Source organism: Bradyrhizobium sp. CIR48 (genome assembly GCF_014198315.1).
Lineage (GTDB): Bacteria > Pseudomonadota > Alphaproteobacteria > Rhizobiales > Xanthobacteraceae > Bradyrhizobium.
This window is the reverse complement of record NZ_JACIHG010000001.1, coordinates 714,607-728,799: the sequence shown is the minus strand read 5'-3', so window position 1 is coordinate 728,799 and position 14,193 is coordinate 714,607. Positions and strand designations below refer to the sequence as shown.

Below are 14,193 nucleotides of genomic sequence, written 5' to 3'. Positions count from 1 at the left end.
GCGCTCGGCCAACAAGGGTTGCCAGTTGCTCCGCTCTCATGTCCCGGACGCGCTGCAGCGTTCTCACGCTGCTGCGCAGAGCCGGGACCCAGCAAGCCGCGTGATGTGCCGTTGCATGGGCCCCGGCTCTGCAGCGCATCACTTCGTGTTGCGCGGCGTCCGGGGCACGAGGCCCGGGTTGATGCGTGTACCGCCCTCTCCACGTCATTGCGAGGAGCCCTTGCGACGAAGCAATGACGGAGCAAGAGGAAACGCGGCTTTCATCAACTCGCGTCTGAGATTGCAGACATGGGCAACTGTCCTCGCGGCTTGCTTCGCCCGAGCTTTGCTTCATCGCCTTCAGATGTCAGAGGGCACAGGGAAGGCGGGTGCCGGCTGCAGCCGCGGTCCACTATACGAATCCTGCGTGACAACAAGTTGCACAGCGGCATACAGGTGTAGCCAGGATAACCCCGCCTTCCCTGCGCAGTGGTTTGACGGCTTATGCCGAACTCTCCCCGGGGAGCGATGCACTATTCCCCCGTCGCCTTGTAGATTGCTGATGCGCGCACCCGGTCGGGCACCACACATCACCGCAAGACTTGACGCATCCCATTGGATCGGTTGCAACGCCCGCGCAATTCGCGCAAAGTACAAAGTCGGCATCTGCAACTCGATCAGCTCACAGCTTCGGCGTTGTCGTCGACATGGAAGGAAGTGATCCTTGAGTCAAGACAACGTCATTGTCCGCAAAGGAACCACCTATGTCTTTCCAGAGTCTGCGTGCATCGCGGCAAGAGATGATCACGACGCACTCATTTTGGTTGAGCAATTTCGTCAGCCAACCGCTCGAAGGACACTTGAGCTACCCGGCGGCATCTTGAGAAAGGATGAGACACCACTTGCATGTGCAGTGCGAGAGTTCACCGAAGAGACAGGCTTGGCTAGTGGAAATTGCCGGCTCCTCTTCACGCTTGACCTCGATCTCTCTACCGCAGTCCACCGAACACACGTCTTTGCAGCGCTAACCCGGGATCCAACCCCACTGCGAACCCCCGAGTTTAGAGTCAAACGCATTCCTCCTCCGCAGGCGATGGATATGGTTCAAAGCGGAGCAATTACACACGCGCCAACAGTGGCGGCCATTCTGTCAATTATTGCTGAATACTAAGGGGGAGCGCTTGGGGGAGATCGGGTTGAATTTGGTAGCCAGCGCCATTTGGAGTGCCATTGGGTACGTCCTGGGATTGGGCACAACAAAGACGGTGCAACTGTTCAAAACGCGGGGAATTAGGCGATTTTGGCGCCCCTTCTTGCGCGGCAAGAATCCCCTCGCTGTGGTGCTGACCGACAAGCCAGGTACGGAAACCAGGAGCCCTCGGAAAATCAGTCTAACCGACGTTCAGGCGTTCTCTGACGTACGTAGTGCACTGTCTTCGCTCGGTCGTGAAGTCGAGATCAAGGTGCGTTCTTCTGCCACCCTGGGACAACTTGAAAAAGACAGCTTCGTTTCGCTGGGGGGGCCGAAGGCAAACGGAATATCTGAGCAGGTATTGTCGCGGCTTGGGCAACGCCTCCCGGTACGCTACGACGCGACTGCGGGAACGTTTGAGTATGGCGGATCCGTGTTCAGCGCAGCTTACGATCAATCTGGGTTTGTGACCCGGGACTATGGTCTGATCATTCGTCTATTGAAAATGGATAAGAGCCGTCCGGATTCGAAATCTGCTCTGATCGTATTCGGCCTGCATGGCCATGGTACAGGGCAAGCAGTCAAAGCGATTAATGAACATCATGACCTGTCGGTAAAGTTAGAGCCGTACATCAACCAAGATCTGTTTGCCTTTCTCATGTTTGAATTTGCCAACCATGAGCCCGTGGGGTGCAAAGTGGTTGGCGCTGACGCGATACCTTAAGAGCGATTGATGGGCTTAGTTATCGTGGGCGCTTCGGCCCTGGGAAGGAGTGCACTCGGAATTGCTCGCGCTCAGCGGCGATCCGACGTGCTTGGTGTCGTTGATGATAGACCTTTGACCACGTCGAATATCGATGGAGCGCTTTTTCTCGGTAGCATCGAAGTACTGTCGTCCTTATTTGAAAGAACAGACCAAGTTGAGGTGGTCATTGCGATTGGCGATCCACGAACGCGATCACAAGTGTACGACCGGATCATTGGAAGTCTGCCTGGTATTCGGCTAGCAACATTGCTCCATCCCCAGGCAACGCTGCTCGGCGATGTAACGATTGGCGACGGTTGTATCGTCTTTCCTGGCGTTGTTCTTGGCCCTGGCTCCGATGTCGGCCGAGCCAGTGTGATAAACGCCAACGGAACCGTCGGAGCCGGGGCGAGGCTTGGCGAGTTTGTCTCTATGGCACCAGCAGCGAACGTGGGTTCTGATTCCGTTTTGGGAAAGGGGGTCTATCTAGGGATGGGAGCTGCGATAGCTCAACAGACGCGGGTCGGAGATTGGTGTACTGTCGGAGCACTCTCTTTCGTCCGTCAGGATGCGCCGGCTGGTGCTGTTGTGGTCGGGATACCGGCGCGGATCTCGGAGAGGCGCACGTGAAGCTTTTTCTGGCGCGGCACGCGGAGTGCGAGAAGAACTTGATTGGAATCCCAGGTGGATCAGGCGCCGCGCTAACTCAAGTTGGAAGGAATCAAGCACAAGTCCTCGCTCGGGAAGTTGGTTTACTTGGCCTCCGCCCTGCCCTGATCGTTGCTTGTCCTACGATTCAGACAATTGAAACAGCGCAAATTGTTTCAGATGAAATCCAAGTACCCGTAGTAGAGAGCGCGGATCTAAGATCAATTCATCTTGGTGTACTTGCGGGATTACCCATTTCGCAAGCTCGTCTGCTCCATCCCGCATCTAGTTTCTCCATGGATGAGTGGCGGGCCGGCACTATCGAACTGTGCGACTTACAGGTAGAGGACATGGAGGATCCGGTTTCCTTTTATTGCCGCGGTGTCAAATACGTATTGGACTACATTCAACGACAAGAAACTGAACTTATAATTGCGACTACATCCATACTGATTCTGATGCAAAACCTGAATGAGATGAAGGGGGCCAGCCCCGGTGAAGGGTACCGCACCAGAGACTATGGAAATGGTCGGTTAGTTGAGTTGGAGTTCTCTTCTTCGAAAATTGACTGGCTCAAGGCACAGGCTAAGAAGCATGCCATTGTCTGAAACACACGATTTCGGCGTTTTCGCTGTGCGCGCTTTTGACGTAATTGGCGATGATGGAAAGACCGCTCGCTTTAAAACGCTACTCTGCCCCGATTGGGTAAATGCTATCGTCTTTACTACCGACGGAAAGCTAGCTCTAGTTAGGCAATACCGTCACGGCATCGGCGACTACACCGTCGAGTTCCCTGGCGGCATAGCCGAGAAGAACAATTCGCCCCTTGACGATGCCAAACTCGAGGTCTTGGAAGAAACGGGTTTTGTGTCAGAGAACTGGCAGTTAGCCGGCAGATACAGACCTAATCCTGCACTACAGAACAATTGGTGCTACACTTATGTTTGTCACTCGGCATACCGCTCGGACACTCATCCTGAAAGTGGATGCGAGCTTATCCTCGCAAGCGCCCTAACATTCCGAGCGGAATGGAAGCAACTTTTGCTTCAGCATTCTCTTATGACCACGTCAATGATTTTAGCCCTTCAAATGCAAGGAGATTCGCACGTGCAGAATCTTTGTAATCTATTCTTTGGTTGAACCTATAGGTCCCTCTTTGCAGGATTTGCATCTGTAAAGGTTGTCAATACTGCGCAGATTGGTCTCACGGCTGCCGCCAGATCAGATCGATCTTGATTAGCGCGTCGTGAACGAGCCCGGTGAGGCTGGGGGAGAGCCAAGTAGAAGACTTGTCCGCGAGCGTACAAAAACTGGATGGGGGGAGCCTGCGATCTGGGCAGGTGGTTGCCCAAAACCGTTCTGGGGCGCGAGGTGGGGAGATACGCAATTGTCGAATTCGGAGCAGCTAATGGGTTTCGAATTGGGCACTGATCAGCGCGATCAAGGAATCACTCAGCGACGCCACTTGACGATGGACGCCGGACGCATCTGCGCACCGACGCCGCGGCTATCCACAGCCTGTCCGCAGCATATCCACAGAACCGCTATCGCGAATTCGTCAGCCGACGCGAGCCACTTGCTGCGCACACATCCACAGGCCCTTAACCGCCGGCCTGATCGAACACGCTGCGGCAGGCTTCGCTCAGGCTCGAGCGGTTGCGCCGCAGGCACGCCGTGATGGCGCGGACGTTGGGGATTTCGCCGGCGCAGAGCCGGTAGACGTCGGGCGTGCAGGCCCGGCGCTGCTCGGCTGTCCCCTGCGCGTGGGCGGTGGAAGCAAACAACGTCAGGAACAGCCCGACCGTGGAGGCGCGGCGGGCCCGGCTCTTTACACCCGCAAACCGCAAGAACCTCGCCTTCATGACCAGTCTCCCGTTCGCCCTGCCCGCTCCGGCCTGCATTGGGCCGGTAGGCGAACGGGTTAAGAGAAATAAACCGCCGAGGATGTGATCTCTTTCACACTGCCGGCGCAGCGGAGGAACCTAGAGTTTCCCAGGGGATTTTCACAAACCGCTAACCAATCGGGACCCGATCGCCGGATCGTTAAAATGCGAACGATCCGCTCAACCGGGTAACAAACCGGCTTTGCGACATTGCGCCGTCCGCGTTCTGCGAGGGTGCGATGAGAAGCGAAGCCGAATTCAACTTGTTGCTGGATGCCGTCCGGGACGCCATGGTCATTGAAGACTTTGCTCCCGCGCCGGAGGAGGAATTCGTGCCCCGCTCGTGGAGTTTTCACGCGACGCCCAAAGCCGCCAATGACAATGAGGGCGCCTGGCCCCTTCTGCCGTTCCCCGACGGCTGGTACGCGGCCTGCTGAAGCTGCTTTCACCCTGAGCCCGAGAGCCCGCTTCGCGGGCGTTTTGCCATAGGCACTGGGCGTAAAACTTGGCGCTGCGCCGATCAGGTCTTGATGCGATCCTCGCCATCCTGCGGCACCCGGTCGGGTGCGGCCGATGGAAAGATGCTGTCATAGATCGCGCGAGCCTCGCGAATGAGGCGGGCCCGCTCCAGCTCGGATTTCGGGACAAATCGGACGATGTCGCCCACGGGTGCTCCAGCGCTCGTTGATGTCAGTCGCATCGCTTCGCAGATGCGAAGTCTATGCCAACGAGACTGAATCGGGGGGGCCAGCGAGCTCCGGACAAATCCGGAGATCGATCCGCCTCTGAGGTCGGCAGAACGTTGCGCGCAGCATCAGCGGAGCCGGCGGCGAGATCGAATTGTGCTGGGAAATCAGAGGGATATGATGGAGGCCACGACCAGAATTGAACTGGTGTACACGGTTTTGCAGACCGTTGCGTAACCACTCCGCCACGTGGCCCCGTAAGGCCGGAGCAATATAGGGGATGAAGGGTTTAGGCAACCGCCTTCGTCCGATTTTGGCCGTCAGGGGACCTTCGAACCGCTACGCGTTCCTCCCGCCGGACCCCGCCAGATATTGCGCGAGAATCGTATCGGTTGCGCCGGCCGCGATGATCTTCCCCTGCTCCAGCAGGATCGCCCGGTTGCAGGTGCTCTGGATCAGCTCGATGTCATGCGAGGCGAGCACCAGGATGCCGGCGCGGGAGACGATTTCATCCAGCCGCTGCCGCGCCTTCTTGCGGAACTGCTGGTCGCCGACGCCGATCCATTCGTCGAGCAGCACGATCTCGCCCTCGACCGCGGTTGCGACCGCGAAGATCAGGCGCAGCATCATGCCGCTGGAATAGGTGCGCAGCGGCAGGTCGAGGCGGTCGCCGAGCTCGGTGAACTCGGCAATCTCCGCCCGCCGCGCGTCGATCTCGGCGCGCCGCGCGCCGATCACGAGGCCCCGCCGCATGATGTTCTCGTATCCGGTTGCTTCCTCGTCGAAGCCGGCCTGCAAATCGAACAGCGACAGGCAGCGGCCGCGTACGTCGATGCTCCCCGCCGTCGGATGGTAGATGCCGGCGAGAACCCGCAGCAGCGTGGTCTTGCCGGCGCCGTTGGCGCCGATGATGGCGAGGCGGTCGCCGGCGCGGATGTCGAGGCTGACCTCGTTCAACGCCGTGATGAGGTGCGATACCGCCGCCTTCCGCCGTAGCGTCACGGCGCTGACGAACCGGCTGCGCAGCGAGCGGTCGCGAAACGACAGCACGGGAAACGTGACCGAGACGTCGCGAAGCACGATGTGGGCCGTGGTCGTCATGCGCGCATCACAGCCAATACGCCACACGATGGCGGTGTTTTGCGTAGCAGCCGAGGCCGATGACGGCCACGACGATCGCATAGAGTGCCCCTAACAGCCATTGCTCCGCATCGGTCGGCTGCGACAACAGCGGCCGCCGCACCAGATCGAGCAGTGTCGCGAACGGATTGATCCGCGTCAGCCAGTGAAACGAGGTGCCGCGCGCGCTGTCCTCGGTCCAGATGATCGGCGTGAGAAAGAACACGAATTGCAGGCCGCTGACGATCGCCGAACCAATGTCGCGAAAGCGCGCGCAGAGCATGCCGAGTGCGACCGAGCCGCCGAGCAGCGCGAGGAACAGGATCGCAAAGCCGGGCAGCGCGAGCAGCATGCTCCAGCGCAGCGGCCAGGGCATCACGACGTAGAGCAGCACGACGATCACCAAATGATGCGCGAAGATGAGGACGTTGCGCGCGATCATCTGGAGGACATGAACGATCAGCGGCGCTGGCACCGCCTTGATGAGATGGCCGGACGCCACGAAGATGTTGGAGCCTTCCTGGAGCGTGGTGGCGATCAGGGTCCAGACGATCAGGCCGACCGCGAAGGACGGCAGGAAAGTGGCGATGTCCTGCTTGAACAGGGCCGCATAGACGGTGCCGACGCTTGCGATCGTCGCGGCCAGCGTCAGCGTGATCCAGAGCGGGCCGATCACGGTCCGGCGGTAGCGCAGCGAAATGTCCATCAGCGCGAGCGTGCCCCAACGATCGGGCCGCGCCGCCTGTGCCAGGATTTCCTTCGCTGCGAGCTGAATTCGACTGCCCCTCAGGTTCTCGCTCTCCGATGCCGCAACAGGAGAGCAGATCGCGACCGATGTCGGCCGATCGTCTCTAAACGCCCGCCTCTCGCGGTGCAATCGACCGTACAGATGATGCGGGCCGAAGTCAGGCTCGTTTGCGCCGCCGGAAGTCGCGCCGGCCCTTCGGGGCAGGTTTTGGCGCCAATTCCGGCATCTCGGCCTGGACCTCGCGGTAGCGTGTTAACAGGCGTTCAAAGCTCGCATTCAGCGTCTCGGCGATGTCGGGACGCCGCTCGAGCCCGGCGAGAATCGTCGCCGCGGCCTCGATTGTGGAGAGCCCGTCCTTGCGCGGCTCCTTGCGCAGACGGCCATAGCGCGAGGGGTGCGCCGGGTTGAGGATGACGCGCTGGCATTTCAGCATCCAGGGATTGCGCCACCACAGCGCTTTGGCCTGGCTCCAGGTGCCGTCGAGCAGCACGACGCCTTCGAGCTTGCCGAGGATCGCGCGCTGGTTCTCCGCGACCTCGCCCTTGCGGTTGAGCGCGACGATCTCGCCTTCCGCTTCGAGATCGGTGGCGCGGGCCGAGCCGAGATAGAGCACGGCCCAACGCGCGGCATTCTCGACCGGCCGTCCCAACGCCTTGGACAGGCTCGGCCAGGACAGGCCGACCCGCACCGTGGCATCGGCAAAATGCCTGGCAAGCAGGCGCGCGGTGCCGAGCGCCCTGTCCTGCTCCTGCGGGTGCTGGAGGATCAGGAGTGAGAGGCGATTTTCGATTGGCGTGACGCTGTCGCAGATGCACAGCGGCATCGGCTTCTGGCAATGCGGGCACTCGGGGATCGGATCGGCCGGCGCGGCGGCCGTGTCTGGCGGGTTCGACATGGGCGCCGCTATACGCTTGATGCGGCGCTTCAACAACCTATTCCGCCGGCGCAGGCACCGGGCGCGGCGCGGACCGCCGCCGCAGGCGGTCGATCAAGAGGTAGATTACCGGCGTGGTGTAGAGCGTCAGGATCTGCGAGACGAACAGGCCGCCGATGATGGTGATGCCGAGCGGACGGCGCAGCTCCGTGCCGGGGCCGGTCGCCACCACCAGCGGGATGCCGGCGAACAGCGCCGCCATGGTCGTCATCAGGATCGGCCGGAAGCGCGCCTGGCAGGCCTCGAAGATCGCTTCCGCCGAGGACAGGCCGCGCTGGCGTTCGGCGTCGAGCGCGAAATCCACCATCATGATGCCGTTCTTCTTGACGATGCCGATCAAGAGGATGATGCCGACGAAGGCGATCACCGTCAGCGGCGTGTTGGTGAGTTGCAAGGCGAGCAGCGCGCCTAACCCCGCCGAGGGCAGCGTCGAGATGATCGTGAGCGGATGGGCGAGACTCTCATAGAGCACCCCGAGCACGATATACATCGCCACGAGCGCGCCGAGGATCAGGAGCGGCTGGCGGCCGCTGGTCTTGGCGAAGTCGCCGGCATTGCCGTCGAAGCTGCCGCGGATGCCTTCGGGCATGTGCAGTTCCTCCACCGCCCGCTGGATGTTCTGGGTCGCTGCCTGAAGCTGCACGTCCGGCAGCAGGTTGAACGACACCGTCGTCGAGGGAAACGACTGCGAGTGATAAACCGCGAGCGCGGCCAACCCACGCGTCGCATGCACCACGGCCGACAGCGGCACCTGCGCGTCGTTCGCGCCGGCAACGTAGATGCGCTCGAGGTTGGAGGGATCGACCTGGAACTTGGGATCGATCTCCAGCACGGTCATGTACTGGTTGCGCTGGGTGTAGATGATCGAGATCTGCCGCTGCGAGAACGCGTTGTTCAGCGCGTTGTCGATGTCCTGAACCCTGACGCCGAGTGCCGAGGCCTTCTGGCGATCGATGTTCAGGGTCAGCTGAAGCCCGCCGGGATCGCGGTCGCTGGAGATGTCGGTGATGCCCTCGACGCTCTCCATGCGCTTGGCCACGATCGGCGCCCACTTTTGCAGCAGACCGAGGTCGGTGCTGGTCAGCGTGTACTGGAAGTCGGAATCACTCTGCCGCCCGCCGGCACGGACGTCCTGGGCAGCGAACATGAAGAGGCGGATACCTGGCACGGGGTACAGCGCGCGCCTCAGACGGTCGATCACGACCTGCGTCGAGACGTGGTCGCGCTCCTCCGGCGGCTTCAGGCTGATATACATGATGCCGCGGTTCGAGGTTGCTCCCCCCGGCCCGCCTCCGGCGCCGACGGTCGAGCCGATGCCGGCCACGGCCGGATCCTGCATCACGATGTCGGCAAGCCGCTGCTGGAGGCCGAGCATCGACTGGAACGAGATGTCGGCCGAGGCACGCGTCGCTCCGATCACGAAGCCGGAATCGTCGGTCGGAAAATAGCCCTTGGGGACCTTGATGTAGAGCGTCACCGTGAGGCCGATGGTGGCGAAGAACACCAGCAGCGTCGCCAGCGGATAGTCCAGCACGGTGCGCAAGGTCCGGGCGTAGAAGGCGACGATGCGCGACAGCGAGCCCTCGATCACCCGATCGAACAGCGTCGCCGTGCCGGACGTGGCCTGCCGGATGTAATGGGCGCAGATCATCGGCGTGACCGTGAGCGACACCAGCGTCGAGACCAGGATAGCGAAGGTCAGCGTCAGCGAGAATTCGCGCAGCAGGCGGCCGACAATACCGTCCATGAAGATCAGCGGCGTGAATGCCGCGATCAGCGACAGGCTGATCGAGACCACGGTGAAGCCGATCTGCTTCGCGCCCTCCTGCGCCGCCCGGAACGGCCGCATGCCGTGCTCGAGATTGCGGTACATGTTCTCGATCATGACGATGGCGTCGTCGACCACGAAGCCGACGGAGATCGCGAGCGCCATCAGCGACAGATTGTCGATCGAGAAGCCCGCGACCCACATGCCGGCGCAGGTGCCGGCCAGCGCCAGCGGCACCGAGATGCCGGCCGCGATGGTCGGCGTCAGCCTGCGCAGGAACACGAACACCACGACCATCACCAGGACCGCGGTCGCCAGCAACGTCCATTGCATATCGAGCACGCTGGCGCGGATCGTGCCGGTGCGGTCGACCAGGGTGGAGATCTCGACGCCGGCCGGAATCCACTGCTTCAGCTGGGGGACCAGCGCCTTCACCCTGTCAACGGTGTCGATGACGTTGGCATCGCCCTGCTTGGTGATCTGGATCAGCACTGCCGGCTGCTTGTTGAACCAGGCGATCGAGCGGGCGTTACGGACGGAATCCTCGATGTCGGCGACGTCGGACAGCCGCACGAAATTGCCGTTGGCGCTCTTGATGACGATGTCGCGGAACTCTTTCGCCGTGCGCATCTGCTTGTTGAGCGCCAGCGTCTCGCTCTGGCGCTCGCCGTTGAAGATGCCGACGGGACCGAGCGGGTTGGCGTTGACGATCGCGGTCCTGACGTCGTCGGTGGCGATGCCGGCGTTCGACAGCGCGACGGGGTTGAGCTGGACCCGCACAGCCGGCTGGTCGGCGCCTGATACCGTGACGTCGCCGACTCCAGGCACCTGCGAGATGCGCTGCGCCAGTACCGTGTCGGCGACATCGTAAATCGCGCTGGCGGACAGCGTCTTCGAGGTCAGCGCCAGGACGAAGACGGGCGCGCCGGCCGTGTTGGCCTTGCGGAAACGCGGCAGCGTCGGCAGGTCGCTCGGCAAATCGACCATCGCGGCGTTGATCGCCGCCTGCACGTCGCGCGCGGCCTTGTCGATGTTGCGGCCGATGTCGAACTGGAGCTGGATGCTGGTGTTGCCGAGCGTCGAGGTCGAGGTGATCTGATTGATGCCCGAGATCTCGCCGAGCCGCCGCTCGAGTGGTGAAGCCACCGTGGCCGCCATAACCGACGGGTCGGCGCCGGGCCGGCTGGCCGAGACGAAGATGGCGGGGAAGTCGACGTTCGGGACCGAGGCGACGGGAAGGAAATCGTAGGCGACCACACCCAGCAGGAACAACCCGATCGACAGCAGCGTGGTAGCAACCGGGCGGCGGATGAAGGGCTCCGAGATCGATGCCATCACTGCATCCCCTCGGTCGCGCCCGCGACCGGCGGGCCGCCGGATTCGGCCGGCGGCAGCGCCTGCTCGAGGCGGCGGTTGATGCGGTCGAGCGCGAGGTAGATCACGGGCGTGGTGTAGAGCGTCAGCAATTGGCTGAGCAACAGCCCGCCGATGATGGAGATGCCGAGCGGAAACCGCAGCTCGGCGCCGGTGCCGCTCTCGATCGCCAGCGGCAAGGCGCCGAACAGCGCTGCCAGCGTCGTCATCATGATGGGACGGAAGCGCAACAGGCAGGCCTGCACGATCGCCTCGTTCGGCGACATGCCCTGCCCGCGCTCGGCCTCGAGCGCGAAGTCGATCATCATGATCGCGTTCTTCTTGACGATGCCCATCAAGAGAATGATGCCGATCAGGCCGATCACCGACAGGTCCTGCCCGCACAACACCAGCGCCAGGATCGCCCCGACGCCGGCCGAGGGCAGCGTCGACAGGATCGTGATCGGATGGATGTAGCTCTCATAGAGCACGCCGAGCACGATGTAGATCGTGATCACGGCCGCAAGCAGCAGCCAGGGTTGTCCCGCCAGCGCCTTGGCGAACTCAGCGGCATCGCCGGCATAGACGCCGACGATGCTGTTGGGCATTTCGATCCGGGTCTCGATCGCTTTCACGGCCTCGACGGCATCGCCGAGCGCGGCGCCCGGCGCGAGATTGAAGCTGAGCGACACGGACGGGAATTGCGCCTGGTGTGAGATCGCGAGCGGGGCCGTGGTGCGCTTCAGCGTCGCCACGGCCGACAGCGGCACCTGGGCATTGGGCGCGCCGACTGTAGTGCTCGCGGCGCCCGGCAGATAGAGTTTTGACAGGATCGAGGGATCGCGCTGGTACATCGGCAGCGCCTCCAGCACCACACGGTACTGGTTGGCCTGGCCGTAGATGGTCGAGATCTGGCGCTGCGCGAAGGCATCGTTGAGCGTATCGGTGATGCCTTGCAGGCTGACGCCGAGCTGGCCCGCGCGGGTGCGATCGACGTCGAGCTGCGCCCGCAGGCCGCCTTCCTGCGCCTCCGAGGAGACGTCGCGGAACAGGGGATCGCGCCGCATCTCCGTAACCAGCTTGCGCGCCCATTCCGACACCAGCGCCGCATCGGTGCCGGTGAGCGTGTACTGGTATTGCGAGCGGCTCGACTGGGTCGAGATCTGCACGTCCTGCACCGGCTGGAAATAGACGGTCATGCCGGGAATGCCCGCCACCCGCTGCTTCAACCGGCTCACGACCACGCTGACATCATCGCGCCGCTCGCCGCGCGGCTTCAAGGTCATGACGAGCCGGCCGACATTGGTGGTCGGATTGACCGAGCCGGCGCCGATCACCGAGACCACGCCGACCACGTCAGGATCCGCCTTGATGGTGTCGGCGACCTCGCCCTGCCGCTTCTGCATCTCCGCGAACGACACGTCCGGCCCCGCCTCCGTCACCGCCGTGATCGAGGCAGTGTCCTGCAGCGGCAGGAAGCCTTTTGGCGCAACGACGTAGAGGACGAGGGTCGCAATCAGCGTGGCGAAGGTCACGACCAGCGTGGCGCGCTGGCGCTCCAGCACCCAGAGCAGCGTCCGGTGATAGGCCTCCACGGTGCGGTCGATGAAGCGACTGATGGCGGCGAGGCCCGGCACCGCCAGCTCCTCATGGGCGTGCTTGAGCAGCCGTGAGCACATCATCGGCGTCAGCGTCAGCGAGACCACGGCCGAGGTCACCACCGCGATCGTCAAGGTCAACGCGAATTCACGGAACATGCGCCCGACGAGGCCGGACATGAACAGCAGCGGGATGAAGACCGCGATCAGCGACACCGTCAGCGAGATCACGGTGAAGCCGATCTCGCTGGCACCCTTCAGCGAGGCCTCCATCGGCCCGTCGCCGTTCTCCATGTGGCGGACGATATTCTCGATCATGACGATGGCGTCGTCGACGACGAAGCCGGTGCCGATCGTCAGCGCCATCAGCGACAGATTGTCGAGGCTGAAGCCGGCGAAATACATGATGCCGAAGCTGGTGATCAGCGACAGCGGCAGCGCCACGCCGGCGATCAGGGTGGCCCGCAGCGAGCGCAGAAACAGCAGCACCACCAGCGTCACCAGCACGACGCTGAGAACCAGCGTGAACTGCACGTCGTGGACCGAGGCGCGGATCGTGACGGTGCGGTCGGAGACGATGGTGAGGTTCACCCCGGCCGGGATCGCGCGCTGCACCTTGGGGATTTCGGCGCGGATCTGGCTGACGACGTCGATGACGTTGGCGCCGGGCTGGCGCTGGATGTCGATGATGACGGCGGGCGTGCCCTGGTACCAGCCGCCGGTGCGGTCGTTCTCGAGGCCATCGACGATCTGCGCGACGTCGGCGATGGTGACCGGCGAGCCGTTGCGGTAAGCGATGATGACCGGCTTGTAGGCATCGGCGGCGGCGATCTGGTCGTTGGCCGCGATGATGTAGGATTGCTGCGCGCCGTCGAGCGAGCCTTTCGGCCCCGAGACGTTGGCATTGGCGATCGCAGTGCGCAGATCTTCCATGGCGATGCCATAGGCGGCGAGCCGCGCCAGATCGGCCTGGATGCGTACGGCCGGCTTCAGCCCGCCCAGCACCGAGACCCGTCCGACGCCGGAGATCTGGCTCAGCCGTTGCGCCAGGAGCGTGTCGGCGATGTCGCTCATCGCCCTCAGCGAGATGGTGTCGGAGCGCAGCGCCAGCGTCATCACGGGGGCGTCCGCCGGGTTCACCTTGGCGTAGGTCGGCGGATAAGGCAGCGTCTTGGGCAGCACGCCCGCCGCTGCGTTGATCGCGGCCTGCACGTCCTGGGTCGCGCCGTCGATGTCACGGTTGAGATCGAACTGGAGCGAGATCTGGCTGACACCGAACGAGCTCGTCGAGTTCATCGCCGACAGCGACGGGATCTGGCCAAGCTGCCGCTCCAAAGGCGCGGTGATCAGCGAGGCGATCACGTCGGGGCTCGCGCCCGGAAGCTGCGTGGTCACCTGCACGGTCGGGAAATCGACCTGCGGCAGCGCCGAGACCGGCAGCGCGAAATAGCCCAGCAGCCCGCCGATCAGCAGCGCGATGCCGAGCAGTGAGGTCGCGATCGGACGGCGGATGAAGGGTTCGGAGACACCCATGGGATCT

General features: G+C 62.7%; 12 protein-coding genes, 1 tRNA gene and 1 pseudogene. 6 read left to right on the top strand and 8 right to left on the bottom strand.

The features are described 5' to 3' along the window. Window positions 1-703 precede the first annotated feature (703 nt). The 5 genes from GGD66_RS03595 to GGD66_RS03575 are packed head-to-tail and all read left to right on the top strand — an operon-like array spanning window position 704 to window position 3,704. Entirely contained in the window at window positions 704-1,150 is a 447-nt protein-coding gene (locus GGD66_RS03595) for an NUDIX hydrolase (protein WP_183256889.1), read from the top strand. Window positions 1,151-1,175: 25 nt separating this feature from the next. Beyond that, window positions 1,176-1,895 (top strand): hypothetical protein, encoded by a 720-nt coding sequence (locus tag GGD66_RS03590; RefSeq protein WP_183256888.1) that lies wholly within the window; start codon window positions 1,176-1,178, stop codon window positions 1,893-1,895. Window positions 1,896-1,904: 9 nt separating this feature from the next. After that, window positions 1,905-2,546: an acetyltransferase gene (locus GGD66_RS42340; protein ID WP_183256887.1), complete on the top strand. Its 642-nt coding sequence runs from the start codon at window positions 1,905-1,907 to the stop codon at window positions 2,544-2,546. Further along, the gene (locus tag GGD66_RS03580) at window positions 2,543-3,172 is read left to right on the top strand and encodes a histidine phosphatase family protein (protein WP_183256886.1); all 630 of its coding nucleotides are present in this window, start codon (window positions 2,543-2,545) and stop codon (window positions 3,170-3,172) included. Before GGD66_RS42340 ends, GGD66_RS03580 begins: the two co-directional genes overlap by 4 nt. Next, a complete protein-coding gene (locus GGD66_RS03575; RefSeq protein ID WP_183256885.1) occupies window positions 3,165-3,704 on the top strand; it encodes an NUDIX hydrolase in 540 nt (179 codons plus the stop codon). Before GGD66_RS03580 ends, GGD66_RS03575 begins: the two co-directional genes overlap by 8 nt. Window positions 3,705-4,165: 461 nt before the next feature. On the opposite strand, the gene GGD66_RS03570 is transcribed toward GGD66_RS03575, so the two are convergent. Further along, the gene (locus GGD66_RS03570; protein ID WP_026202356.1) at window positions 4,166-4,426 is read right to left on the bottom strand and encodes a hypothetical protein; all 261 of its coding nucleotides are present in this window, start codon (window positions 4,424-4,426) and stop codon (window positions 4,166-4,168) included. Window positions 4,427-4,686: 260 nt separating this feature from the next. On the opposite strand from GGD66_RS03570, the gene GGD66_RS03565 reads away from it, so the two are divergent. Continuing rightward, complete coding sequence (locus GGD66_RS03565) at window positions 4,687-4,884, top strand: hypothetical protein (protein ID WP_018320410.1); 198 nt, start codon at window positions 4,687-4,689, stop codon at window positions 4,882-4,884. An 83-nt stretch (window positions 4,885-4,967) separates the two neighbouring features. Here the strand turns inward: GGD66_RS03565 and GGD66_RS03560 are convergent, their stop codons facing one another. From GGD66_RS03560 to GGD66_RS03530, 7 genes and pseudogenes are all read right to left on the bottom strand, one after another. Beyond that, window positions 4,968-5,114: a hypothetical protein gene (locus GGD66_RS03560; RefSeq protein WP_018320409.1), complete on the bottom strand. Its 147-nt coding sequence runs from the start codon at window positions 5,112-5,114 to the stop codon at window positions 4,968-4,970. A 200-nt stretch (window positions 5,115-5,314) separates the two neighbouring features. Next, window positions 5,315-5,388, bottom strand: a tRNA-Cys gene (locus GGD66_RS03555). 84 nt (window positions 5,389-5,472) lie between these two features. Then, a pseudogene (locus GGD66_RS03550) lies at window positions 5,473-6,078 on the bottom strand (ABC transporter ATP-binding protein); the annotation flags it as partial. 163 nt (window positions 6,079-6,241) lie between these two features. After that, complete coding sequence (locus GGD66_RS03545) at window positions 6,242-6,958, bottom strand: ABC transporter permease (RefSeq protein WP_246788760.1); 717 nt, start codon at window positions 6,956-6,958, stop codon at window positions 6,242-6,244. A 199-nt stretch (window positions 6,959-7,157) separates the two neighbouring features. Beyond that, on the bottom strand, window positions 7,158-7,895 hold the full coding sequence (locus GGD66_RS03540) for a tRNA-uridine aminocarboxypropyltransferase (protein ID WP_183256883.1): 738 nt from the start codon (window positions 7,893-7,895) through the stop codon (window positions 7,158-7,160). Between the two features lie 37 nt (window positions 7,896-7,932). Further along, window positions 7,933-11,037 (bottom strand): efflux RND transporter permease subunit, encoded by a 3,105-nt coding sequence (locus GGD66_RS03535; RefSeq protein WP_183256882.1) that lies wholly within the window; start codon window positions 11,035-11,037, stop codon window positions 7,933-7,935. Further along, a complete protein-coding gene (locus tag GGD66_RS03530) occupies window positions 11,037-14,186 on the bottom strand; it encodes an efflux RND transporter permease subunit (protein WP_092258324.1) in 3,150 nt (1,049 codons plus the stop codon). The genes GGD66_RS03535 and GGD66_RS03530 overlap by 1 nt, the downstream gene beginning before the upstream one ends. Between the last annotated feature and the right edge of the window lie 7 nt (window positions 14,187-14,193).

Bases quoted from the DNA above. Each gene is read 5' to 3' on its own strand.
- GGD66_RS42340 (WP_183256887.1), top strand. From the start codon at position 1,905: ATGGGCTTAGTTATCGTGGGCGCTTCGGCCCTGGGAAGGAGTGCACTC.
- GGD66_RS03570 (WP_026202356.1), bottom strand. From the start codon at position 4,426: ATGAAGGCGAGGTTCTTGCGGTTTGCGGGTGTAAAGAGCCGGGCCCGC.
- GGD66_RS03565 (WP_018320410.1), top strand. From the start codon at position 4,687: ATGAGAAGCGAAGCCGAATTCAACTTGTTGCTGGATGCCGTCCGGGAC.
- GGD66_RS03545 (WP_246788760.1), bottom strand. From the start codon at position 6,958: ATGGACATTTCGCTGCGCTACCGCCGGACCGTGATCGGCCCGCTCTGG.
- GGD66_RS03540 (WP_183256883.1), bottom strand. From the start codon at position 7,895: ATGTCGAACCCGCCAGACACGGCCGCCGCGCCGGCCGATCCGATCCCC.
- GGD66_RS03535 (WP_183256882.1), bottom strand. From the start codon at position 11,037: ATGGCATCGATCTCGGAGCCCTTCATCCGCCGCCCGGTTGCTACCACG.
- GGD66_RS03530 (WP_092258324.1), bottom strand. From the start codon at position 14,186: ATGGGTGTCTCCGAACCCTTCATCCGCCGTCCGATCGCGACCTCACTG.